The sequence below is a fragment of the Aquabacterium soli genome (assembly GCF_003933735.1).
Classification (GTDB): domain Bacteria; phylum Pseudomonadota; class Gammaproteobacteria; order Burkholderiales; family Burkholderiaceae_C; genus Aquabacterium; species Aquabacterium soli.
Genome location: NZ_RSED01000025.1, coordinates 28,714 through 51,649 on the forward strand (window position 1 = coordinate 28,714; position 22,936 = coordinate 51,649).

General features: G+C 65.9%; 19 protein-coding genes. 12 read left to right on the forward strand and 7 right to left on the reverse strand.

What is annotated here, in order from left to right:
- Positions 1-29 precede the first annotated feature (29 nt).
- From ribBA to EIP75_RS21305, 5 genes are all read left to right on the forward strand, one after another.
- Positions 30-1,160, forward strand: a complete 1,131-nt coding sequence (ribBA, locus tag EIP75_RS21285; RefSeq protein WP_125245212.1) for a bifunctional 3,4-dihydroxy-2-butanone-4-phosphate synthase/GTP cyclohydrolase II — start codon at positions 30-32, stop codon at positions 1,158-1,160.
- 61 nt (positions 1,161-1,221) lie between these two features.
- A complete protein-coding gene (gene ribH / locus EIP75_RS21290; RefSeq protein WP_125245213.1) occupies positions 1,222-1,686 on the forward strand; it encodes a 6,7-dimethyl-8-ribityllumazine synthase in 465 nt (154 codons plus the stop codon).
- On the forward strand, positions 1,683-2,195 hold the full coding sequence (nusB, locus tag EIP75_RS21295; RefSeq protein WP_125245214.1) for a transcription antitermination factor NusB: 513 nt from the start codon (positions 1,683-1,685) through the stop codon (positions 2,193-2,195). Before ribH ends, nusB begins: the two co-directional genes overlap by 4 nt.
- A 54-nt stretch (positions 2,196-2,249) precedes the next feature.
- Positions 2,250-3,908 carry a serine/threonine-protein kinase gene (locus EIP75_RS21300; RefSeq protein WP_233584979.1) on the forward strand — a complete coding sequence of 553 codons (1,659 nt, stop codon included), beginning with the start codon at positions 2,250-2,252 and terminating at the stop codon, positions 3,906-3,908.
- A gap of 6 nt (positions 3,909-3,914) precedes the next feature.
- Complete coding sequence (locus tag EIP75_RS21305) at positions 3,915-4,373, forward strand: TssQ family T6SS-associated lipoprotein (protein WP_125245215.1); 459 nt, start codon at positions 3,915-3,917, stop codon at positions 4,371-4,373.
- 22 nt (positions 4,374-4,395) lie between these two features.
- On the opposite strand, the gene ppx is transcribed toward EIP75_RS21305, so the two are convergent.
- Positions 4,396-5,934 carry an exopolyphosphatase gene (gene ppx, locus EIP75_RS21310; RefSeq protein WP_125245216.1) on the reverse strand — a complete coding sequence of 513 codons (1,539 nt, stop codon included), beginning with the start codon at positions 5,932-5,934 and terminating at the stop codon, positions 4,396-4,398.
- Between the two features lie 91 nt (positions 5,935-6,025).
- Here ppx and EIP75_RS21315 point away from each other — a divergent pair, with 91 nt between their 5' ends.
- Positions 6,026-6,865 (forward strand): ZIP family metal transporter, encoded by an 840-nt coding sequence (locus EIP75_RS21315; RefSeq protein ID WP_125245217.1) that lies wholly within the window; start codon positions 6,026-6,028, stop codon positions 6,863-6,865.
- A 196-nt stretch (positions 6,866-7,061) separates the two neighbouring features.
- A complete protein-coding gene (locus EIP75_RS21320; RefSeq protein ID WP_125245218.1) occupies positions 7,062-9,569 on the forward strand; it encodes a hypothetical protein in 2,508 nt (835 codons plus the stop codon).
- Between the two features lie 13 nt (positions 9,570-9,582).
- Here EIP75_RS21320 and EIP75_RS21325 read toward each other — a convergent pair whose 3' ends face one another.
- Positions 9,583-10,503: a DMT family transporter gene (locus tag EIP75_RS21325; protein WP_233584980.1), complete on the reverse strand. Its 921-nt coding sequence runs from the start codon at positions 10,501-10,503 to the stop codon at positions 9,583-9,585.
- A gap of 22 nt (positions 10,504-10,525) precedes the next feature.
- The gene (locus EIP75_RS21330) at positions 10,526-11,653 is read right to left on the reverse strand and encodes an aromatic ring-hydroxylating oxygenase subunit alpha (protein ID WP_125245219.1); all 1,128 of its coding nucleotides are present in this window, start codon (positions 11,651-11,653) and stop codon (positions 10,526-10,528) included.
- A 285-nt stretch (positions 11,654-11,938) separates the two neighbouring features.
- Between EIP75_RS21330 and EIP75_RS21335 the strand changes: the two genes are divergently transcribed.
- The 3 genes from EIP75_RS21335 to dxs are packed head-to-tail and all read left to right on the forward strand — an operon-like array spanning position 11,939 to position 15,128.
- Positions 11,939-12,205, forward strand: a complete 267-nt coding sequence (locus tag EIP75_RS21335; RefSeq protein ID WP_125245220.1) for an exodeoxyribonuclease VII small subunit — start codon at positions 11,939-11,941, stop codon at positions 12,203-12,205.
- The gene (locus tag EIP75_RS21340; RefSeq protein ID WP_125245221.1) at positions 12,202-13,137 is read left to right on the forward strand and encodes a polyprenyl synthetase family protein; all 936 of its coding nucleotides are present in this window, start codon (positions 12,202-12,204) and stop codon (positions 13,135-13,137) included. Before EIP75_RS21335 ends, EIP75_RS21340 begins: the two co-directional genes overlap by 4 nt.
- 50 nt (positions 13,138-13,187) lie before the next feature.
- Positions 13,188-15,128 carry a 1-deoxy-D-xylulose-5-phosphate synthase gene (gene dxs, locus EIP75_RS21345; RefSeq protein WP_125245222.1) on the forward strand — a complete coding sequence of 647 codons (1,941 nt, stop codon included), beginning with the start codon at positions 13,188-13,190 and terminating at the stop codon, positions 15,126-15,128.
- Here dxs and EIP75_RS21350 read toward each other — a convergent pair whose 3' ends face one another.
- Positions 15,129-15,683: a hemerythrin domain-containing protein gene (locus EIP75_RS21350; protein ID WP_125245223.1), complete on the reverse strand. Its 555-nt coding sequence runs from the start codon at positions 15,681-15,683 to the stop codon at positions 15,129-15,131. It lies immediately after the preceding gene.
- 127 nt (positions 15,684-15,810) lie between these two features.
- Positions 15,811-16,515 carry a PoNe immunity protein domain-containing protein gene (locus EIP75_RS21355; protein ID WP_158622943.1) on the reverse strand — a complete coding sequence of 235 codons (705 nt, stop codon included), beginning with the start codon at positions 16,513-16,515 and terminating at the stop codon, positions 15,811-15,813.
- Positions 16,516-16,669: 154 nt separating this feature from the next.
- Here EIP75_RS21355 and EIP75_RS21360 point away from each other — a divergent pair, with 154 nt between their 5' ends.
- On the forward strand, positions 16,670-18,946 hold the full coding sequence (locus EIP75_RS21360) for a hypothetical protein (protein WP_125245225.1): 2,277 nt from the start codon (positions 16,670-16,672) through the stop codon (positions 18,944-18,946).
- Positions 18,947-18,993: 47 nt separating this feature from the next.
- The gene (locus EIP75_RS21365; RefSeq protein WP_125245226.1) at positions 18,994-20,124 is read left to right on the forward strand and encodes a hypothetical protein; all 1,131 of its coding nucleotides are present in this window, start codon (positions 18,994-18,996) and stop codon (positions 20,122-20,124) included.
- 95 nt (positions 20,125-20,219) lie between these two features.
- On the opposite strand, the gene EIP75_RS21370 is transcribed toward EIP75_RS21365, so the two are convergent.
- Together EIP75_RS21370 and argH are read right to left on the reverse strand one after the other, a co-directional pair.
- On the reverse strand, positions 20,220-21,371 hold the full coding sequence (locus tag EIP75_RS21370) for a helix-turn-helix transcriptional regulator (protein WP_125245227.1): 1,152 nt from the start codon (positions 21,369-21,371) through the stop codon (positions 20,220-20,222).
- A 117-nt stretch (positions 21,372-21,488) separates the two neighbouring features.
- Entirely contained in the window at positions 21,489-22,904 is a 1,416-nt protein-coding gene (gene argH, locus EIP75_RS21375) for an argininosuccinate lyase (protein WP_125245228.1), read from the reverse strand.
- Positions 22,905-22,936 lie beyond the last annotated feature (32 nt).

The window sequence follows — 22,936 nt, forward strand, 5'->3', positions numbered from 1 at the left end:
AATGAGGGGCGCCCGCCTACAATGGAGGGATGCCCATTTCTCCCATTCCCGAACTGATCGCCGACCTGGCCGCGGGCCGCATGGTCATCCTCGTTGACGAGGAAGACCGTGAAAACGAAGGCGATCTGGTGCTGGCCGCCGACCACGTCACCCCTGAAGCCATCAACTTCATGGCCAAGTATGGCCGTGGCCTGATCTGCCTGACGCTCACCCGCGAGCGCTGCCAGCAGTTGCAACTGCCGCCCATGGTGTCTCGCAACGGCACCAAGCATGGCACGGCCTTCACGGTGTCGATCGAGGCGCGCGAAGGCGTGACCACCGGCATCTCGGCCGCAGACCGCTCGCGCACGGTGGCCGCGGCCGTGGCGCGCAATGCCAAGCCGGCCGATCTGGTGCAGCCGGGCCACATCTTCCCGCTGCAGGCCCAGGATGGCGGGGTGCTGATGCGCGCGGGCCATACCGAAGCCGGCTGTGATCTGTCGGGCATGGCCGGCCTGAGCCGCGCCTCGGTGATCTGCGAGATCATGAACGACGATGGCACGATGGCCCGACTGCCTGATCTGGAGGTCTTCGCGCGCGAGCACAACCTGAAGATCGGCACCATCGCCGATCTGATCGAATACCGCAGCCGCAACGAATCCATCATCGAATCGCTGGGCACGCGCACGTTGGTCACGCCTGAAGGGCCTTTCGAAACCCGCGTGTTCCGTGACCGCACGGGTGCCGTGCACCTGGCCCTCACGCTGGGTCTGTCGCAGGGTGTGAACCCAGCTGACGAGGTGCTGGTGCGTGTGCACGAGCCGTTCTCGGTGCTGGACTGGCTGGACGCCGACAGCCGCAGCCATGCCTGGCCGCTGCCCAAGGCCCTGGCCCAGGTGCAGAAGGCTGGCAAGGGCGTTGTGGTGCTGCTGAACGCGGGCGAAGACAACGAGCGCCTGCTCGAGCAACTGCTGCCCACCGGCGCCAGTGCCGAAGAAACCACCAAGGCCGCAACCGACCTGCGCACCTACGGTGTGGGCGCCCAGATCCTCAAGACCCTGGGGGTGCACCGCATGCGCCTGATGGGCAACCAGCGCCGCATGCCCAGCATGGTGGGCTTTGGCCTGGAGGTCACCGGCTTCCTGACGGCCGATGGCCAGACCCTGCCACCCGGCCATTGAGCCGGCGGCTTTTGAGTTTTTCGTTCTTTGACCATTGTTCTTTTGGGATTGAATCAAGATCATGCAAGGCGCTGACAAAGGCCAAACCGCCCGCCTCGATGGGCGAGACCTCCGCATCGGCATCGTCCAGGCGCGGTTCAACGATGCGCTGACCAGCCGGATGGCGCAGGTCTGCACCGACGAGCTGCTGGCGCTGGGCGTGGCCCGCAAGCACATCCAGCACGTGACCGTGCCTGGCGCCCTGGAAGTGCCCGTGGCCCTGCAGGCCATGGCCGACAGCGAGCGCTTCGATGCCCTGGTGGCGCTGGGGCTCGTCATCCGTGGCGAAACCTACCACTTCGAGCTGGTGTCCAACGAAAGCGGCGCCGGTGTCACCCGCGTCAGCCTGGACCACCACATCCCCGTGGCCAACGCCATCCTGACCGTCGAAAACGAAGCGCAGGCTCTGGCCCGCGTCGAAGAAAAAAGCCGTGATGCCGCCCGCGTGGCGGTCGAAATGGCCAACCTGCTGGACGAACTGCTGTGACCGACCGCCCCGACACCAACCAGGGCGACCAGACCGGCGCCCGCAAGCCCGCTCCCCCGCGCGACCGCACCAAGTCGGCCCGCCGCCGTGCGCGTGAATTTGCCCTGCAAGGCCTGTACGAGTGGCAACTCAACCCTGGCGATGCCGCCGCGGTCGAGGCCCACATCCGCGAGCTCGAAGAGTTCAACAAGTGCGATCGTGGCCACTTCGATGCGCTGCTGCATGGCTGCATCGCGCAGCGTGGTGACCTGGATGCCGGCCTGCTGAAGTTCCTTGACCGTCCGCTCGAAGAGCTGTCGCCTGTGGAGCACGGCGTGCTGTGGATCGGCGCCTACGAACTGGTGAATTGCCTGGATGTACCGTATAAAGTGGCGATCAATGAAGCGGTGGAGCTGGCCAAGAGCTTTGGCGGCACCGACGGCCACAAGTACGTCAACGGGGTGCTGGACCACCTCGCACCGCTGCTCAGACCCGAAGAAGTGAAAGCCCACCGGACACACCGGGGGTAGAGCAGCCGCCTCTTGGCGGCCCATCAGCGTTCCATGCCTTGAGGAGGGTAGGTGGTGACGACGACGCCGGAAGATGACGAAGCCGCAGAACCCGTGATCCTGGAGAACGACGACCAGGACACGGTGGCGCAAGCGCGCGCCCTGCCGGAGGCCGAACCGGCCCAGCATGAGCAGACCCCGTTTGATGAGCTGCCCACCATCGGGCACGTGGGCCGCTATGCGCTGAAATACTGCATTGGTGAAGGCGGGTTGGGCACGGTGTACGCGGCGCACGATCCGCTGCTGTCGCGCCTGATCGCCATCAAGACGATGCAGATCGATCTGCCCGAGCAGGACCGCGAGCAGTTCAACGCCATGTTCCTCAACGAGGCCAAGGCTGCGGGCAGCCTGAGCCACCCGCACATCGTCACGGTGTACGACGCTGGCGCGGGCTCGCAGGGCACGTACATGGCCATGGAGCTGTTGCGCGGCAAGGATCTGCGCCAACTGCTGTCCATGGGCTGGCGGCCGACGCCGGCACAGGCTGCGCTGATCATTCGGCGCGTGGCCGATGCCTTGTCCTACGCACACCACAAGGGCGTGATCCACCGCGACATCAAGCCGGCCAACATCTTCATGGTGGGGCGCACGCAGCCTCGCGTGCTGGATTTCGGCATTGCGCGTGTGCGCCAGGTCGAATCGACCGGTGGCGCTGAAGAAGGCATGAGCCGCTTTGGTGAACTGGTGGGCGGATCGCCTCACTACATGGCACCCGAGCAGGTGCAGCGCGAGCCGGTGGACCGGCGCGTGGATGTGTATTCGCTGGGCGTGGTGTTCTATGAGCTGCTCACCGGACGCAAGCCCTTCGTCGGGCATGACCTGGACGCCATTTCGCAGTCGGTGCTGCAAGACGACGTTCCCCCGCCGCATGAGCTGAACCCCGAGGTGCCCCGCGCCCTGTCGGACATCGCGATGCAGGCGATGGCGCGCGACCTGGTGCGGCGCACGCGCTCGGCGCGCACACTGTCGCAAGAGCTGCGCGAGTGGCTGGACGGCCAGGCCGATGAAGGTTCTGGCAAGGGTGGCAAGCCCGCGAAGGCCGGCAAGGCGGCGCCCGACAAGGCGCTCAAGGCCGGTGCTGCGGCATCGTCGCTTGCGGCCGCAGGCGAGCAGGCCTCAGGTGCCGGCACGTCCAAGGCCGTGCTGGTGGGTGTGGCTGCGCTGGGCCTGCTGGCGCTGGCGGGTGCCGCAGCCTGGTGGGGATTGAACCGTGGCGATGCGCTGGCGGTGCCTGTGGTGGCCGAGCCCGCGTCCGTGCCCCTGCCCAGTGCGGCGCCCGAGGCCCAGGCTGTGGCCGAGCGCGAAGAGATCATTTCGGAAGCTCCTGCTGGGGTGCCGGCATCGGCGCCCGTCGTGGCCGCAGTACCCGTGGCACCTGAGCCACTGCCGCCCGCTGTGACGCCTGCGCCGCCCCCGGCTGCACCGGTCACAACGACGGTCGCCGCCCAGGAGCCCAAGGCCCCGGTGGCCACCGGTACGGTCAAGCTGGCCATCACGCCGTGGGGCCGCGTGTCCGTTGGGCGCAAGGTGATGGGCGTGACCCCGCCGCTGTCTCAACTGAGCCTGCCTCAGGGCCGCCACACCATCGTGATCCGCAACGACGACTTCCCGGCCTATCAGCAGACCGTCGAGGTCAAGGCGGGGCAGTCGGTCACCATTTCACACGCCTTCTGAACCGCCATGAAATCAGCAGCGAATCATTCTTCTCGTGCCACGGCGTCGCTGGCGCTGGTGGCAGCCGCCATCGGGCTTGCCATGGTGTCTGGCTGTGCCGTTCCGCCAGGCGCCAAAGCCCCCGCCGAGTCGGCTCCCTCCGCCGATCGCCGCCCAGCAGAGCGCGTGGCTGCGCCCGGTGAGGCCGCGCTGGCCCAGGGCATCAACCTCTACAAGGGCGGGCAGTACGCCGAGGCTGAAACGCAGCTTCAGCTGTCGCTGCGCCAGGGCCTGTCTGTCGGGCCCGACCGTGCCAATGCGCACAAGTACCTGGCCTTCATCTACTGCACCAGCAAGCGCGAGGCGCTGTGCAACTCGGCCTTCAAGGCGGCACGTCAGGCCGATCCCGCCTTTGTGCTGAGCAAGGCCGAAGCCGGCCACCCCATGTGGGGCCCGGTGTACCGCAAGGCCTTGCCCAACCCCTGACATTGGGGCTGGGCTGTGCCTCTCAGCCCAGCAATTGGATCGCCAGTTCGCGGTCACCCTGGCGCGACCACAAGCTTGCTTCCTGCTCCAACAGGTGCAGGGTGCGCGGGTGCTGCTCGGCCCATCGGCGCTGCAGCAGCAGGGTGGCACGCCCACGGCCGGCCTCAAGCCGGGCCACACGGGGCGGGAGATCGGTGCGGGCGTGGTGGAGGATCACGGCCAGGCGCAGGCAGAGCACCTGCTGCATCAGCCGGCGGTCTTGACGGCGCTCGGCCAGCTTGCTGAGCTCGCCACGCTGGCCCAGGGCCAGATCGGCCAGTCGGCGTTGTTGCGATTGCGAAAAACCAGCCGCATCCACATGGCCCAGCAGGTAGGCGCTGTGCCGGTGGTGGTCATGGTGGGACACCATCATCCCGATCTCGTGCAGGGCACTGGCCCAGCCCAGTTCCAGCGCTGACTCGTCTCCCACGGCGGGGCGAGGGCGCTCAGGTTGCAGGCCGTTCCACAACCACGCGGCGCGTTCACGCACGCGCTTGGCATGGTCCATGTCGACATTGAAGCGCCGCTGCAGTTCGCGCACGGCGGCTTCGCGCGGGTCGGGCTGGCGGTGGTTGCGTGCGGCCAGCAGGCGTTCTTCCAGGTCGAAGATGACGCCCTGGCGCAGGGCGCCCTTGGCCGGCTTCATGATCTCGATGTCGAAGTGCACCGCCAGCGTGTACAGGATGGACAGCCCACCGCCCAGCACCGCCTTGCGGTCGGCCTTGAGGCCGGGCAGGTTCAGGGCCTCGAGGCTGCCGGCCTTGAGGCATTGTTCGATGCACCAGCGCAGGCCTTGCGGCGTGATGCTGCCATCGGTGATGCCGCTGGCCTGCAGGATGTGAGAGATGGCGCCCACGGTGCCGGACGAGCCCAGCGCCTCGCGCCATTGCGCGCGGGAGAACAGCTGCAGCGCTTCCTCCAGTTCGGCACCAGCGGCGATCTGGGCCTCACGGAAGGCCTGGCGTGTGAACTGTCCATCCGGGAAGTGCTGCATCGACAGGCTCACGCTGCCGATGCGGAACGATTCTGCGCTCTGCACGGTGCGGCCATGGCCGAGGATCATCTCCGTGGAGCGGCCGCCTATGTCCACGACCAGTCGGGGCAGCTCGCTGGGCTGCAGGCGTGCCACGCCCTGGTAGATCAGGCGGGCTTCTTCCCGGCCGGAGATGATCTCGATGGGGTGGCCCAGCACCTCGTTGGCCAGCGTGAGGAAGGCGTTGCGGTTGCGGGCCTCGCGCAGGGTCTGCGTGGCCACGGCGCGCACCTGGCGGGTGCCGAAGCCCTGCAGGCGCTGGGCGAAGATGGCCAGGCAATCCAGCCCGCGTTGTGCGGCTTCATCGGTGAGCATGCCCTCGGCGTCCAGGCCGGCGCCCAGGCGCACCGTGCTCTTGAGGTAATCGACGCGCTTGTAGCGGCCCTTGCTGAGTTCGGCGATCTCCAGCCGGAAGCTGTTGGAGCCGATGTCGATGGCGGCCAGTTGCTGGGGCCGGGGGCGGGCGGGCGAGGTCGGACCTTGGTTCATGGGTAAGGATTGTCCCCGCTTTGTGCGGCGCAAAAGGTGAACATGCCAGGTTTGTGCGTCAGGCGCTTGACAGCGTTGCTAAGATCGCGGGATGACCCTGGTATACATATTGGCGGCCACCTTCCTGGGCGGTGTGGTGTCTGTCATGCTGGCCGCAGCTTTATCGGCCCCCTTGCTCGGATTGATCGTTCGCCACCTGGTGAGCCTGTCCACCGGCGTGCTGCTGGGCACGGCCCTGCTGCACGTGCTGCCTGAAGCCTTCGAGACCGGCGCGCCGCCTGATGCGCTGTTCCTGACCTTGCTGGGCGGCCTGATGTTCTTTTTCCTGCTGGAGAAGGCCGAGCTCTATCGCCATGGCCACCACCATGAGCACGATCACCACCACCATCACCATGGCTTCGATGCCGAGCAGGCGGGGCGGGGCGGTTTCAGCGTGCTGGTGGGCGACAGCATCCACAACTTCTGCGACGGCATCCTGATCGCCGGGGCCTTCATCGCCAGCCCCGAGCTCGGGTTGGTCACGGCCATGGCCATCATCGCGCATGAGATCCCGCAAGAGGTGGGCGACTACATCGTGCTGATCAATGCCGGCTTCACCAAGACGCGTGCCCTGGTCTACAACGCCATCTCCGGCACGGCGGCCATGGTGGGCGGTGTGGTGGGCTATGTGGTGATCGGGCCCTGGCAGCATTACCTGCCGTACATGATGGTGGTGGCGGCCAGCAGCTTCGTTTACGTGGCCGTGGCCGACCTGATCCCGCAGTTGCAGCGGCGCCTGAGCTGGCGCCAGACGGCGGCTCAGTTGTTCTGGTTGCTGGCGGGGTTGGTGTTCATCGGGGTGATCGCGCAGTCGATGCATGGGCACGACCATGGGCATGAGCGCGGTGACCATGAGCACGGGGCCGAAGCAGGACAGGTGCACGCTCACTGAGCCCAGCGCAGACGCGGCAGGGTTTGTCCTTTGTGGTTTGTCGAGGCAGCGGTGAAATACTGCGCAGCATTCAACGAACCGACAATCAGGAGAGGCCATGCAAGGCTTTGGATCCGTGCCCGGGAGGGCGTACGCACTGGGTTGTGCTGTCTTGTTGGTCGGCGGGCTTCTCCCCTCGATCGCGCCCGCCCAATCCATGAATTTGCTGGCCAATGGTGGCAACCCCGTGTTGTACGACGCGGGTTTCCTGTTGCCGTCGTCCTGTGCGCAAAGCACGCCGCAGGCTTCCGTGGTCTTGAGGAATGTGGGCGGCGATGAGCTCGAGATCGATGTCGACAACAAGTCCGCCTGCCGCGCCAATTACTTCCTGAGCCTGCCTTTGCAGGGGGGCGGTTTCAATACCAACGTGGCAAACCAGCCCACGGGAACGAAATTCATCTTGTCCGGGCGGTTCAAGGTGGTCACAGGCAACACCAAGTTCGTGCGGGGTACGCTGGGCTTCTCGGCAGCGCTTCAGGGCCAGGGCTACGGGGGCGGTGAAACCGTCTTCAACGAATTCAGCACCAATGCCTACCAGGATGTCTCGCATGTGTACGTGGCGGGGGTGCCCGATGCCAGTGGTCAGCCTATTCAGGGCACCATCGTTGCCCAGGTGGTGACACCGGATGTGGCGCCTGGCGAGCGCCTGATCATGCGCTTGCGCAATCTGTCCATGGTGAAGAAGGATGCGGCCACCAGGGTGGAGGTCAATGCGCTGCTGAAGCGGGTGCAATTGGCCGGAGCCGGCAAGCCCATCAAGCTCAGCATTCCCGTGACACCCATCCCATTGAGCGGCCCCGTGACGAAGAGTCTGAGCCTGGTGGATCCGCTCGAGGTGACCCGCCACACCTTCCCGTTGAGGTCGGTGTCCTACCTGGGGCCGAACTCATGGACCGGCGTGCTTGACACATGGTCCGAGCAGTTGCCTGCCACATTGCCTGAAGGGCGTTATTCGATTCGCTATGCGCTGTCCTTGTCCGGGAGCCAGATACAGGCAGGGGCGGGGGTGGTGACCCATGGGCCTGCCTCGGCCCCCTCGTACGAGGTCGGTACGCTGGTGGTCGACAACAAGGCCGGCATGTATGTGGGGCAGCACTTCCATCGTTATCCGGGCAACAACCAAGGCATGCCCATCCAGGTGCCCTACCAGTTGGTGCGCAGTCTCAACCACGATGGCGTGGTCGAGCTTGGGTGGTGGCAATCAAATGGGATCCAGTTCGGGGCCATCGACAACTGGGCCAAGTTCCACGCTGGTCAAGATAGCGCGCCGGTCAAGAAGCTTCTGTTCACGTTCTTCGGATCACCCCAGTGGCTGAGCTCTCAGCCCAATCTGCCCAACGACTACAACAATCCCAACATGCTTGGCATGTGGGCATCTCCCTCGGATCTGGGCCAGTATTCGCAGATGGTGACGGCGGTGGTGAACCGGCACAAGGCACGCATTGCCGCGGTGGAGTGCTGGAACGAGCCCGACCTCGCATTTGCGGGGGCGGGTGGTGCGACCACCGCACCGCTCAATGACCAACTGGCCGACATCTGCAAGGCCATCCACGTGGCAACCAAGGCAGTGGACGCGTCGATCGTGACCATCTGTCCGCAGGCGAGCAAACCCGAGGCGATGGGGTATTGGCTCAGCGGCAAGACGTCTGCGAACGAACCGATCACCAACTATTGCGACATGGTCGGCGCCCACACCTATCAACGTGTCGGTGTTGACGCCACAGGCGCACCCTATAGCCGTCAGCTCAACCTGGTGCAGTCCATCCAGGACATGAAGAAGGCGCTGGTCGAACTGGGTCTGGACAAACCCCTGGCCATCACCGAGATGGGTTTCCAGGACGATGTCAGCGCCATGTGGATGGACAACCTGCGTTTTTCCGACAAGTCGGGAGACAAGCGCGGCGAAGTCATCTACGAGACCCTGGCCACGGCCCGGGAACTGGGCGTGCGTCTGTTCGGCCTGTACTCCTATGACGGGGGGTACAAGAACGGCGTGGTGACGCGCGAGCCGTGGGAACCCTGCCCGGCGCCTTCCGATCGCTGCTACGGTCTGGAAGGGCTTGCCACCACGGATGCGTCAGACAGGAACCAGGTCATCGGCAAGATCACCGCCGCCACCAATGACCTGGGTGTGACGAGCTCAAATGGGGTGCCGCTGCAACGCCTCAACCTGTTCATGGTGCCCAGCACCACGGCAGTCAATGCCGATGGCGACGTGAATGTGAAGTTCCACATCACGGTGTCCAACCCGGGGCTGACACATGCCAAGGGGGTGGCAGTGTCGACGAACCCCACGAGCACCATGTATGTCTCCAGCAGTGGCAATTCGACCGGTTTTCCCTCGACCAGCATCTTTGCGCTCGAGAGCCTGACCCCGGTCAATGGCGCCGGGAGCTGTGCGCTCGCTGCCGTGCAGGTACCCACAGAGAACGGCAATACCCAGCAGGTCAATCAGTGGACATGCAGCGGCTTGACCGTTCGCGCGGGCGATGCATTGGTGCTGGAGGCAGCGGGGCGTGTGGTGCCGAGCATGGCGCAGCGTACCTACATGGGATGGCCGACCTATTACAAGTACCGGTTCCAGCAGGTGTTGACCGTGTCCTGGCAAGGGCGCGCCGTACCCATCCCTGCGCTCACGAGCAATCTGATCGTGGTGTCCCGTTGACCACGAACGATGTTCACCTGAGTGAGGAAGCCGATCGGCTGGCCCATACCCCGGCCAGTACGATCAGCGCGGTGCCGACGATCGACAGCAGATGCACCGGTTCACCGAAGAGCCACACGCCCAGCACGAACGCATGCACGATGCCCAAGTACTGCAGGCTGGCCATCGCCAGCGGCTGGCCCAGCGCATAGGCCCGGGTCATGGCCAATTGGGCCAGGGTGGCGAACACGCCGATGCCCAGCAGCCAGCCCCAGGTGGCCAGGCTGGGGCTTGCCCAGGGCTGCTCATTGCCAAGGTGCACGATGCCCATCAACGCCAGGCCTGCCAGGGTGCCAAAGGCCGAGAAGTAGAACACCACGCGATGTTCGGGCTCGCCACTGCGGCCCAATGAGGCCACCTGCAGGTAGGCCCAGGCCGACAGCCCGCCCGATATCAGACCGAGCAGGCCCGCGAGCCATTGCTCGCGCTGGATGGTGGGGCGCAGCACCAGGGCCACGCCGATGAAGCCCACCAGCACCGCCACGAGCAGTGCCGGCGCAATGGCACGGTGAGGCACCTTTCTCCAGCGGCGCCACAACTGCAGCGTGATCAGGAACACGCCCATCCACACGGACGACATGTAGTTGAGCGTCACGGCCGTGGCCAGTGGCAGGTGGCCGATGGTGTAGAACCACAGGCTCAGGGCCGACACGCCCGCCACGCTGCGCCAGAAGTGCTGGCGCAGCACCTTGGTGCGCAAGGGCAGGCGCTGCCGCCAGGCCAGCGCCCCGATCATGATGGCGCCCACCAGTCCACGAAAGAACACGACCTCTGCCGTGGTGACCTCGCTGGAAGCCAGCTTCACGCACACCCCCATGCCCGCGAACAGCACAGTGGCCAGCACCATCAGCCAGGTGGCCGAAAGGCGGCCGGCGACCGTGCCGGGCGATGTCATGGGTGTACTGCCTGCGAGGTGATCAGCCGCGGAAATCCATCGTGCGGCGGTACCACTCGTGGAAATGCTGCATGCCGTCTTCCATCGGGCTCTGGTAGGGGCCGACCTCGTTGTCGCCACGCTTGAACAGGGCCAGGCGGCCGGCGTCCATGCGCTCGGCGATCTCGTCGTCCTCGATGCAGGTCTCCATGTAGGCGGCCTGCTGGGCTTCGACGAACTCGCGCTCGAAGGCGGCGATCTCTTCGGGGTAGTAAAACTCCACCACGTTGAGTGTTTTCTGGGGGCCCTGCGGATGCAGGGTCGAGACGACCAGCACGCCCGGGTACCACTCGACCATCATCGTGGGGTAGTAGGTCATCCACACCGCGCCTTGCGATGGCGGCTTGCCTTCACCCTGGCCCAGGACAGCCTCGTGCCACTTGCGATACACGTCGGAGCCGGGCTTGCCCAAGGCGTTGGCGATGCCCACCGTCTGGATGGAGTACTCCTTGGCCATGTCCCACTGCAGATCGTCGCAGGTGACGAAGTTGCCCAGGCCGGGGTGGAAGGGCCCGACGTGGTAGTCCTCCAAGTAGACCTCGATGAAGGTCTTCCAGTTGTAGTTGCACTCGTGCAGTTCGACCTTGTCGAGCACGTAGCCGGAGAAATCCAGATCCCCACCCGGCGCGAAGCGGTGCTCCAGGCCCGACAGATCGGCAGCGATGTCGCGGCCGTTGTCCTCGAACAGCAACCCGTTCCAGTTGCGCAGCTTGTAGTTGCGCAGGTTCAGGCACGGGTCGTGGTCGAAGTGCGGGGCGCCGATCAGCTCGCCATGCAGGTTGTAGGTCCAGCGGTGCAGCGGGCAGACGATGTTGCCCTGGCGGCTGGTGCCACGGCCCTTGAGCATGATGGCCTGGCGGTGGCGGCACACGTTGGAGATCAACTCGACCCCGTCACGTGTACGCACGAGCGCGCGCCCCTCGCCTTCTTGAGGGAGTGCGTAGTGATCGCCGACCTCGGGCACCGACACAGCATGCCCCAGGTAGCGAGGACCGGACTGAAAGATGCGCTCGATCTCCGCGTTGAGCAGTGCCTGGTCAAAATAGACGGACACCGGCAATTGGGAATGGCTGCGTTGCAGCCCCGTGAGCGCATGACTCAGGTCAGACATGATCCCCAGGATCTCCAAAAACCATGTATCAAACCCCCTCCGCAGGGAAAAAAATAGCCCTCTGGCGAAAAACTCGCGGGGCGGCGGAAGCATTCAGGGAACTGGGGATTGTACCCAATGCTGGCAGGAAGGGGGGAGAACCCGGGCAATGCTCACCCCGGGTGAGGGGCCGGGTTCTGTGGTGTGGGTGCGCACGATTTGGCCGACACCTCTTGATGGGTGCCCCTGCCGCCCAAAGGGCCCCCACCGAAATTACAATGCGGGTTTGCGCGTTCCCCCTTCCGTATGGCCCGTTCCCCCTCCAAGAAATCCGACCCCGAGGCAGATGAGACCTCGGGGCAGCCGCTGCCCGAGCGTTATGAAGACGCGCTGGCAGAGCTGGAAGGTCTGGTCGTCCGCATGGAGTCCGGCGCTTTGCCGCTGGAGCAGTTGCTGGACAACTACCGGCGTGGCGCGCAGTTGCTGGGCTTTTGCCGCAGCCGCCTGGACGCCATCGAGGCTCAGGTGAAGGTGCTGGAAGACGGCCAACTCAAACCGTGGAACGACGCATGAAACCCGAGGCCTATCAGGTGTGGTCGGGCTCGGTGCTCAGCCAAGTGGAGCAGGCGCTGGACGCCTGGGTGCCTGTGGATTCGCCAGCCGAGCTGGGCGAGGCCATGCGCTACGGTGTGCTCGATGGCGGCAAACGCCTGAGGGCGCTGCTGGTGATGGCTGCCGCAGAGGCCACAGGCGCACTGGCCTTGCCCGCAGGCCATGATGCGGCCTTGCGTGGTGCCTGTGCCGTGGAGCTGATCCACGCCTACTCGCTGGTCCACGACGACCTGCCGTGCATGGACAACGATGTGCTGCGCCGGGGCAAGCCCACAGTGCATGTGCGTTATGGCGAGGCCCGGGCCATGCTGGCTGGCGATGCCATGCAGGCCTTGGCTTTCGAGGTGCTGACGCCCGATGTCGCCGCGGCGGGTGAGGGCGCCACCGTGATGCCGGCCGTGCAGGCCCGACTGTGTCGTTTGCTGGCCCAGGCGGCGGGGCAGGCGGGCATGGCCGGCGGCCAGGCCATCGACCTTGCCAGCGTGGGAACGGTGCTTGACGAGCACGCCTTGCGCCACATGCACAGCCTCAAGACCGGTGCCCTGCTGCGCGCGAGTGTGCAGATGGGGGCAGCCTGTGGCAGCCTGGCGCCTGCCACGCCGGCTTGGCAGGCGCTCACCGACTATGCCGAGGCCATGGGCCTGGCCTTCCAGATCGTCGATGACGTTCTGGACGCCACCCAGCCTTCCGACACCCTGGGCAAGACGGCGGGCAAGGATGCCGACGCCAACAAGCCTACGTATGTCAGCCTGCTGGGCCTGGATGGCGCCCGCGCCGAGGCCGCGCGGCTACTCGACGATGCCTTGAGCGCGCTCGTGGCCAGCGGACTGGACACGGCGGCCTGTGCCCCATTGCGTGCACTGGCCGAGCGCATCGTGCACCGCGACCACTGAACACGACAGAACCAGAACATGGGGTGCCCGACACCCCTGAGGACCCCACCATGAGCCACCCCCTGCTGACCCGGATCGATTCCCCCGCCGACATCAAGCGGTTGTCGCGCGCCGAGCTCAAGCAGCTGGCCGTGGAACTGCGCGACCACCTGCTGCAAAGCGTGGCGCGCACGGGCGGGCACCTGTCGTCCAACCTGGGCACGGTGGAGCTCACCATCGCCTTGCACTACGTGTTCGACACGCCCAACGACCGCCTGGTGTGGGACGTGGGCCACCAGACCTACCCGCACAAGATCCTGACAGGCCGCCGCGACCGCATGCCCACCCTGCGCCAGCTGGGCGGCATGAGCGGCTTCCCGCGCCGTGACGAGAGCGAGTACGACACCTTCGGCACGGCGCACTCGTCCACCTCGATCTCGGCGGCCTTGGGCATGGCCATCGGCGCGCAGCTGCGCGGCGAGGCCCGCAAGGCCGTGGCCATCATCGGCGATGGCGCCATGACGGCCGGCATGGCCTTCGAGGCCCTGAACAACGCGGGCATGCCGCACCAGGGCCGCCTGGCCGATGTGCTGGTGGTGCTCAACGACAACGACATGTCGATCTCGCCGCCGGTGGGCGCGCTGAACCGCTACCTGGCGCGCCTGATGTCGGGCCGCTTCTATGCCGCTGCGCGCGAGGGTGCCAAGCAGGTGCTGCGCAACGCACCGCCGCTGTTCGAGCTGGCCAAGAAGCTCGAAGAGCACGCCAAGGGCCTGGTCGTGCCGGCCACGATCTTCGAAGAGTTCGGCCTGAACTACGTCGGCCCCATCGATGGACACGACCTGGATTCGCTGATCCCTACGCTGGAAAACCTGCGAGACCGCGGGGGCCCGCAGTTCCTGCACGTGGTCACCAAAAAGGGCTATGGCTACAAGCTGGCCGAAGCCGATCCGATCGCCTACCACGGCCCCGGCAAGTTCGACCCGGCCGTGGGCCTGGCCAAGGTGGTGCCGGCCGTGCCGGCCAAGCCCAGCTTCACACAGGTGTTCGGCCAGTGGCTGTGCGACATGGCGGCGCACGACACGCGCCTGGTGGCGATCACCCCGGCGATGCGCGAGGGCTCGGGCATGGTGGAGTTCGAGCAGCGCTACCCGGGGCGCTACTTCGATGTCGGCATCGCCGAGCAGCATGCCGTCACCTTCGCGGCCGGCCTGGCCTGCGAAGGGCTCAAGCCGGTGGTGGCCATCTACTCCACCTTCCTGCAGCGTGCCTACGATCAACTGATCCATGACGTGGCCATCCAGAACCTGCCGGTGGTGTTCGCGCTGGACCGCGCGGGCATCGTGGGGGCCGATGGCGCCACGCACATGGGCGCGTTCGACATCGCTTTCGTGCGCTGCATCCCGAACATGAGCCTGCTGGCCCCAGCCGACGAGAACGAATGCCGCCAGGCGCTGTCTGCTGCGTACGAGCAGAACCACCCGGTGGCCGTGCGCTATCCGCGTGGCACGGGGGCCGGTGTGGCCGTGGGCACGGATCTGCAGACCTTGCCCTGGGGCAAGGGCGAGGTCCGCCGGCAGTCGGGGGCTCCGTCAGGGGCTCGTATCGCGGTGCTGGCTTTCGGCACCTTGCTCTACCCGGCGCTGCAGGCGGCCGAGGGCTTCGATGGCACGGTGGCCAACATGCGCTTCATCAAGCCGCTGGACACTGAGCTGTTGGCAGAGCTGGCCTGCACGCACGATGCCTTGGTCACCGTGGAGGAGGGCTGCGTGATGGGTGGTGCCGGATCGGCTGTGGCCGAGGCGTTGGCCCAGGCGGGTGTCCAGGTGCCGCTGCTGATGCTGGGCCTGTCTGATCAGTTCATCGAGCATGGAGACCCGGCCAAGCTGCTGGCGCTGCAGGGCCTGGATGCCGCGGGCATCGAGCGCCAGGTGCGGGCGCGCTTCGGCGGCTTCCTGGCATCGGCCAGCACAGGCGGCACAGCCGCCAATGTCAAAGTCCTGCGGGGCTGATCAGACCAGGCTCTCGCCTTCGGGCAAGGGCTCGTTGGCGGCTTCCGTGCGCTGAGGCGCCTGCGTGTCGTTGGCCGCAGTCTTGTCGTGGCAACTGCTCGAGCCGCACCCTGTGATCGCCTGCGCCGGCAAGGCGGAGGGCGCTTCAAGCTCGCCGGTGACCGGGTCGTAGCCCACGCTCTTGAGGTGCAGGGCCAGGCCCGCATCCATGGTCTGCGCATGGTTCGGAAACCAGTCGGCCAGCTCGGCCGCGATGCGCCGCACCCAATCCAGCTCGCCTTGCGAACCGCGCCGGGCGCTGTCGCGCATCACCTCCAGCACCACGGTGTGCTGCGTGGTGTGGCAGTTGCCTGGGGCAAAGCCCGTGGCACGCATCCAGTCATCTTCACGCCCGAAGTGATCCTCGGTGTGCTCGATCAGCGTCTGCCAACGGGCCAGCAAGGTGCTGTCATCGGCCTGTTCGACCAGGGCCAGCAGGTCCACGAACTCCTCGTGGGTGTGGTCCATCACGGGCATGGACAGGGACAGGGCGTCGGACCAGACGAGGGTGGGCATGAGAGCTCCTTGACGAAACCAGGGCGCATCGGCGGCGTTGATGCTGGACAGTAGCCCAGCGCCGGCCAGTCGTTGTTGCGCGTCGTCAAGGAGTGCCGCTCAAGGGGCTTGCCAGCAAGCTGCGGCCTCAGGCGGCGCGGCCATGGTCGGCCAGATCCTTGGGGTAATAGGGCAGATCCCTGAAAGCGCTGTCGTCAATGCCGAAGGCAGTTACCACCCCCGCGGCCTCTATCGCCCAGTAGCCGAAGAAGCCGCCGCCATCCGGCCCCTTGTGGCTTGCGTGCCAGCCAACCTCGTGCAAGGCCGGGTACCAGGCCTTCAGGAAGCGAGTCATCTCGTCAGCGGATTTTTTCTCTGCAGCCGCGTCAAGGCATGCGTATGCCCTGGTGTGGAGCAGCGCATTTGCAGCACGGCGCCCCGGCGTGCGGACGCTGACGAGGCGCTCGAACAAGCGGTCTTTGCCCTCGTTGCCCGCGCATGTGAGGATCCTCTGCCACAGCGCATCGCTGGCATCGAAGATCAGGGCCAGGCTGACGATCCACAGCGATCGCACGTAGTCGTCAAGGTAGGCCAGGTCGTTGGCTGAGGAGCCTGGCGTGGACAGGACGGTCTCCCAGGCCGAGACAAGGGCGTCCAGGCCATTGGCGAGCGTGTCGACCGGTTCACCCGCCGAATAGCGCGCGACCAGCAGCTCGCACTGGTCGCGGAAGTTGGCGTGAGCGAACACCTGCGGCTTCTTGATCTGCCCGGTGTTGTTCTTCAACTTGGCCGCACGCTCCGCCACGGTCGACTGGATGTGGTCGATGGCCTCCTGGAAGTAGGCCTCGGTCATCAAGGGTTCTCGTTTCATTGTTTCGGCGGTCGGGGTGTCAAGGGCCGCGAGTTAGGGGGGCGGTGTCATCAGTTTTGATGAAGACCCGTGACAGGGCATTGGGCAGGATGCGTTGATCCAAAACCTGCATCACGAGATTTTCAAGGAGTTCTTCATGCTCGCCCAACCGCGTTTCCTGCCCCGCCGTGCCATCACCCCGTTGGCCTTGGCCGTGTTGTTGGCCCTGGGGGCCTGTGGTGGAGGAGGGGGCAGCGATGACGACGAGCCGCCCGCCGGTCCGGCCACCGCATCGGTGTCGGGCATCGCTTCCAAAGGCCTGTTGCGCAATGCGCGGGTGATCGCCTACCGCATCGAGAATGGCAATGAGATCGAAGTGGGGCGCACCACGACGGACGCAGAAGGCAAGTACAGCCTGTCCGGGCTGCCGGTGGGGGCCTTGGTGCTGGTGAAGATCTCGGCCATCGCGGGCACGACGATGGCGGACGAGGCCACCGACACCGAGATCGACCTGTCGACCAGCAATTTCACGCTGCGTGCTGCCTCCGTGGTGGGAAGCAGCGGCACCACCAGCGTGCATGTGACGCCCTTCTCTGAGATGGCCGTTGCCAAGGCGCTCGTGTCAGGATCTGGCCTGCTCACGCAGGCCAAGGTCGTGGACGCGAACGAGGACATCAGAAGCTACCTGCACTTCGATCCGCTGGTCCAGGCCCCCGAGTTCGCAGCCGCCGGCACCGCACCCAAGAACGCGCCGGCGCTGATGCTGGCCGCGGTGTCGGAGTTGGTGGCTTCGCCCAGCCTGGGCTGCGCCGGAAGCGACCAGATCGCCCGCCTGCAATGTGTCATCAATGCACTTGCAACGGGCGGTACGTTCGACCCCGCTGTCGGTGCTGCCTTGAATGAGGCCAAGCAGGATGCGGTGGCCCGCGGAGACTACCAGGGCGACGTGATTCCGGCGGATGTCCAGCAGCAGCCTGAAACGCTGATTCCCGTGGCCCAGCGCACCGCCATCGAGAACGCCAAGCTGCTGATCGACAGCGTGCGTGACAATGCCCGCGCGCTGGAAGACCTGGGGCACCGGCTGGGTGGTGTGCAGACATCCTTGGCAGATGCGCTGCAGCCACTTTCGACGGGCCGCGTGGCGATCATCCAGACCCTGGTCCTGACGACGGAGCAACTCGACAAGTACGCCCGAGGGGGCTACAGCGGCGCCTTGCCCGCCCCGGCGAGCGAACTGATCGTGCCCAGCCCGCGGGGATCCAGCGGCGCGGGCTGCACGCTCTACTCGGATGCAGGCTTCAGTGTGGAAGCCACCACCTACCAGAATGCAGACTATGTGGCCTGCAGCATCACCTATGCGGACGAGACCACAGGTGGTCGCCGCTTCCTGTACCAGCACCGGTTCACGGTGTCTCCCCGCACCGTGGCAGGTGGTCGCGGCTACACGGTGACTTCGTCCCTGGCGAAGCAGGAGACCGCGCTGAACGCTGCGTGGCCCAGTGATCCTGTGAACTGGATCGGGGACGCGCAGGCCTTGTCGGACGCCGAGGACGTGCTGGTCACCGCCACCGGCACCGGCACGGATCTGACGGCGCTGACCTTGCAGGGTGATCTGCCCCCCACTGTGTCTGAAGGCGGCAGCATTGGCGCCGAATCGCTGACGGTGGATGTGGCGCTGTCGGTGGCAGCCCAAGGCGGCGGGCTGAGCAAGCTGTCCATCACGGGGTTGATCTCGACGGTGTCCGCTGTCACGGACGAGGAACTGGTCACGGTGGGCCTGGCCAATGGCAGCCATGTCATCGCACGCCTGGCGGTGCCCGGGCAACTGAACAGCGAAGTGGTCGACTACAGCGCCAACCGGGGCCACTTTGTGTTGCAGGCCTCGGTGGCTGGCGGCAGCCAGGTCACCGGTACCCTGGATGTGAGCGACTACGGTGTTGCCGCCGGCGGGGATGAGTGGCCCACGAAGGTGGTGTTTGCTGGCCAGATCAAGGAGAACCCCGACACGGCGCTCTTCTCCGGTACCTTGACCTTGATCGCCAGCAACCTGGGTGTGTTCAACCCTGACCAGTTCAATGGTGAGGAACGAGCAGACAACTTCCTGCCCAAGCAGGTCGCCTTCCAGGGCACCCTGTACCTGCAGGATGTGCCGCCGCTGCTCATCAACATCAACCTCAACAACGCCACGTTCGGCACGGTGACAGGCTCAGGCAGCTACCAGCAGGGTGATCGGACCATCAACATCCAGTCCAGCACTCAGCAGCCGAGCGGGCTGTGGACATTGAGCCTGACCGGCCCTGGTGGTGTGAGCGTGGCGCTGTCAAAGCTCAATGCGAGCTCGCAGATCACAGGCAGTGGCGGCGTGGTGGTGGGTACAGTGAACCGCAGCACAGGGCGGATCGACTATGCCGATGGCACGTTCGAATCGTTCTGAGGTGTTCGGTGCCTTCAAGAAGGGGCGGGTATCGCCCTTCGCCATCAATGTTGGGCGTGCTTGGCGCGGTGTTGCTGAGCCTGTGTGGGAAGGCGCCGCTCGCGGCCGAGCCCGCTGAAGCCTCGCAGCCCTGGTTCGCTGGGGTGTATGGCCAGGCGTGCGCAGAAGCCTTGTCCAATGGTCTGCCGGTGATGGACATCGAAGGCGATTGGCAGCGCGGCTACCGGCGTCGAGGCAATGGCAGCACCCAGCGGGCTTACCAGGCGGTGTCGGCTGAGGCGGGCGTGCTTCTCTCGGTGCCTTGGCGATCGGCCCCGGGCCCTTGGGCCTTGGGCTGGGGGGCACGCACCGAGGCGTTCGTGCGTGCCTCGGGTGACGCCGCCGAAGTGGTGCAGTTCTACCAGGCCAGGCGCGATCCGCCCGGGCCCGTGGTGTTCGAGCCGCGGGCCGATGTGTTGCTCTGGCGAGGCCAGGGCCCAACCTTGCGAACGCCATGGCTGCCTGCCGGAGTCGGCCAATGGCAGGCTGGCATGCAGTGGCTGACACTGCAGCGCCTGCGGCGCGTGGGGGCCGATGGTGAGCTGATCTACGACGGTGCGGGTGAGTACGATCATCGGCTGGCGCTGCGCGACGATGACAGCCGCACCGATGCACCTTTCACCGCGGCACCGGCAAGCCGCGGTGCAGGCTACAGCCTCTCGCTGGCATGGCGATGGGCGCCAGCCCCCGATTGGTCCTTGCGCGTCGATGCCCGCGATGTGGCGTCCCGGTTGTGGTGGAAAGGGGTGAACACCATCCGTGCCGAGCTGACCAGCCGGGTCGGTTCACGCACCCCTGATGGCTACCTGGATTACCAGCCGGCGCTGCAGGGGGCCTACACGCGGCGCACCTTGAAGATGCGCATTCCAGGCAGCGTGCAGGCCGATCTGGCCTGGCGCAGCCATGTTGGCGAGTGGCAACTGAGCCTGAACCGCCGTTGGGGGCTGCAGCAGGCTTGGCTGGGCTGGCAGGCCACGGGCGAGTGGCGCTATGGCGTGGCCGTGGAGCCGCGCTTTCAGGCGTTGCGCCTGCAGATGGCGCATGGGGGCTTTGCCGCCGGTGTGCAGGCCGATCGGGTGGACCAAGCTGCGCACGTGGCGTCGGTGTGGGCGCAGTACATCTACACGCTGGGCAAGTGACGTGATCGACACTTCTGCGCGATTTCATCCGATGGGGACGATGAGGCTGCGCTGATGGCGGCTGGGCGAAGGGATGTCGGGGCAGCGGCAGCGGTTCAGGCGGCCGGCCGCGCCCACAGGACCTGTCCTTGGCGCAGCAAGCTCACCGCCTCCGTGACCTTGGCCGCCCCAAGCTTGTGCAACACATGGCGTAAGTGAGTGCGCACCGTGCTTTCACGGCAACCCAGGCGCTGGCCAATGGCCTGCGCGCTCAGGCCTTCGCTGAGCAGGGCTGCCACCCGGCCCTCTGCTGGCGTCATGCCGAATACCTCTGACAAGGCGAAGGCATCGAGCTCCCGCATCTGCAGGGGATCGAACAGGGTGATCAGCAACATGGGGCGGTTGCCAAACGCGGTGCCCAGCACGCGGGCCGGATCCAGCACCCGCATGTGCAGCCAGCTCGGTGTATCCCCTTTCGAGCCTCGTGCGTCCACCACCGCGTGCTGGCCGTGCTGCACCTGGCTTGCCAGTGATGTGAGCATCTCTCCGATCTTTCGATCCACGCCGTTGACCTTCCAGACCATGCGCCGGCCGTTCAGACCCATGCGGCGCTCTTCGGTTGCCACCGTTCGGGCCGCCTGGTTGGCATGCAGCACCACACGGTCTGTGTCGATCAGCCACATGGGGTGTGCAAAGGTGTCCAGCAGTGCATGGCCGGCCAAGGCCTGTGAGGCCATCCGGCGCACGCGCTCGTAGGCTCGCAACGCATCCGAGAAATGCCGGCCGATACGCGCGATGAGGTGTTGTTCATCGCAGTCCAGTGGTCCGCGCTCCGCCGGCAACTCCAGCGACAGCGCTGTCATCGTGTCACTGGCGGGCTGCTGGAGCAGGGTCGCCAGGTACCGTGTCTGCTGGGCGGGGAGAAACTCGCGGTAGAAGCGGTTCTTCGACACGAACTCCTCGTCGAAATGGTCATGGCAGTGCCACCACTGCCCCAGCATTTCAGGGGCGTGGGACAGCAGATGACTTCGCCGGGGATCGATTTCGTGCCAGTGCCTCAGGTAGCTGAGGATGGCGTCGGGCATCGGGTCTCCTGCGTGGGAGAACTGCACGATGTGCCCCGTGGACAGGTCGACGGATTGAACGATGGCCGTGCGTGAGCGGAACAGGGTATGGACGGGCAGCAGGGCTTCCTCCCAGGCAAGCTCGCCAGTGGCCGCAGCATAGAAGCCCGTGACCACGCCGTCAAACTGGCTTTCAGTGATCATCCCCCATCACCCCTGTGCGTTTCTTGGACGTGGCTCACGCCTGCTGATTCATTCTCCTTGAATCAGGACGTGAGCACACCTCTGCGAACTAGGGAGGTGGGGATGGGGCGCTTGGGTTCAGCCCAGGCGGGTACGATGCCTCGCCACCTGCGCCCGCACCTGTTCAGGCGCCGTGCCGCCCAGCAGGTTGCGCGCGTTGAGCGAGCCGCGCAGGCTCAGCACCTCGAACACATCCTGCTCGATGGCTGGGTTGTAGGTCTGCAGCTTGTCCAGCGGCAGTTCGGACAGGTCCACGCCCGCGGCAATCGCATCCTTCACGGCATGGGCGACCACCTCGTGCGCATCGCGGAAGGGCAGGCCTTTCTTGACCAGGTAATCGGCCAGGTCGGTGGCAGTGGCGTAGCCCTTCCTGGCGGCGCGCTCCATGGCCTCGGGCTTGACGGTGATGCCGGCGGCCATCTCGGCAAAGATGCGCAGCGTGTCCTTGAGCGTGTCGACCGTGTCGAACAGCGGCTCCTTGTCTTCCTGGTTGTCCTTGTTGTAGGCCAGGGGCTGGCCCTTCATCAGGGTGATCAGGCCCATCAGGTGGCCCACCACGCGGCCGGTCTTGCCGCGCGCCAGCTCGGGCACGTCAGGGTTCTTTTTCTGCGGCATGATCGACGAGCCGGTGCAGAAGCGGTCGGCCAGGTCGATGAAGCCGAAGCTCTGGCTCATCCACAGGATCAGCTCCTCAGACAGGCGCGAGATGTGCACCATCACCAGCGAGGCTGCGGCGGTGAATTCGATGGCGAAGTCGCGGTCGCTCACGGCATCCAGGCTGTTCTGCGACACGGCCGGCCGTCCGGCCTCGTCAACCATGCCCAGGCTGCGGGCCACGCGCTCGCGGTCCAGCGGGTAGCTGGTGCCGGCCAGGGCGGCCGAGCCCAGCGGCAGGCGGTTGATGCGCTTGCGCAGGTCGACCAGGCGCTCGGCGTCGCGCGCGAACATCTCCACATAGGCCAGCAGGTGGTGGCCGAACGCCACGGGCTGGGCCACCTGCAGGTGCGTGAAGCCGGGCAGGATGGTGTCGGCGTTCTGCTCGGCCACGTCCACCAGGGCTTTTTGCAGCGCGGTCAGCAGCACGCCCAGTTCATCCACTTCGCCGCGCAGCCACAGGCGCACGTCGGTGGCCACCTGATCGTTGCGCGAGCGGCCGGTGTGCAGTCGCTTGCCGGCGTCGCCCACCAGGGTGGTCAGGCGCGCCTCGATGTTCAGGTGCACGTCTTCCAGGTCGAGCTTCCATTCGAACTGGCCGGATTCGATCTCCTGCGTGATCTGCGCCATGCCCTTTTGGATGGAGGCAAGGTCATCGGCCGAGATCAGCCCCTGGGCGTTCAGCATGTCGGCGTGGGCCAGCGAGCCCTGGATGTCGGCCCGCCACAGCCGCTTGTCGAAGAACACGCTGGCGGTGTAGCGCTTGACCAGGTCGCTCATCGGTTCGGAGAACAGGGCGGACCAGGCTTGGGACTTCTTGTCCAGTTGATTCGTGCTCATGGCGGGGCGCGCGCCGCGAGGCGCAAAGAGTG

Coding starts and splice junctions, on each gene's coding strand:
- ribBA (WP_125245212.1), top strand. CDS start 30: ATGCCCATTTCTCCCATTCCCGAACTGATCGCCGACCTGGCCGCGGGC.
- ribH (WP_125245213.1), top strand. CDS start 1,222: ATGCAAGGCGCTGACAAAGGCCAAACCGCCCGCCTCGATGGGCGAGAC.
- EIP75_RS21305 (WP_125245215.1), top strand. CDS start 3,915: ATGAAATCAGCAGCGAATCATTCTTCTCGTGCCACGGCGTCGCTGGCG.
- ppx (WP_125245216.1), bottom strand. CDS start 5,934: ATGAACCAAGGTCCGACCTCGCCCGCCCGCCCCCGGCCCCAGCAACTG.
- EIP75_RS21315 (WP_125245217.1), top strand. CDS start 6,026: ATGACCCTGGTATACATATTGGCGGCCACCTTCCTGGGCGGTGTGGTG.
- EIP75_RS21320 (WP_125245218.1), top strand. CDS start 7,062: ATGAATTTGCTGGCCAATGGTGGCAACCCCGTGTTGTACGACGCGGGT.
- EIP75_RS21325 (WP_233584980.1), bottom strand. CDS start 10,503: ATGACATCGCCCGGCACGGTCGCCGGCCGCCTTTCGGCCACCTGGCTG.
- EIP75_RS21330 (WP_125245219.1), bottom strand. CDS start 11,653: ATGTCTGACCTGAGTCATGCGCTCACGGGGCTGCAACGCAGCCATTCC.
- EIP75_RS21335 (WP_125245220.1), top strand. CDS start 11,939: ATGGCCCGTTCCCCCTCCAAGAAATCCGACCCCGAGGCAGATGAGACC.
- EIP75_RS21340 (WP_125245221.1), top strand. CDS start 12,202: ATGAAACCCGAGGCCTATCAGGTGTGGTCGGGCTCGGTGCTCAGCCAA.
- dxs (WP_125245222.1), top strand. CDS start 13,188: ATGAGCCACCCCCTGCTGACCCGGATCGATTCCCCCGCCGACATCAAG.
- EIP75_RS21350 (WP_125245223.1), bottom strand. CDS start 15,683: ATGCCCACCCTCGTCTGGTCCGACGCCCTGTCCCTGTCCATGCCCGTG.
- EIP75_RS21355 (WP_158622943.1), bottom strand. CDS start 16,515: ATGACCGAGGCCTACTTCCAGGAGGCCATCGACCACATCCAGTCGACC.
- EIP75_RS21360 (WP_125245225.1), top strand. CDS start 16,670: ATGCTCGCCCAACCGCGTTTCCTGCCCCGCCGTGCCATCACCCCGTTG.
- EIP75_RS21365 (WP_125245226.1), top strand. CDS start 18,994: ATGTTGGGCGTGCTTGGCGCGGTGTTGCTGAGCCTGTGTGGGAAGGCG.
- EIP75_RS21370 (WP_125245227.1), bottom strand. CDS start 21,371: ATGATCACTGAAAGCCAGTTTGACGGCGTGGTCACGGGCTTCTATGCT.
- argH (WP_125245228.1), bottom strand. CDS start 22,904: ATGAGCACGAATCAACTGGACAAGAAGTCCCAAGCCTGGTCCGCCCTG.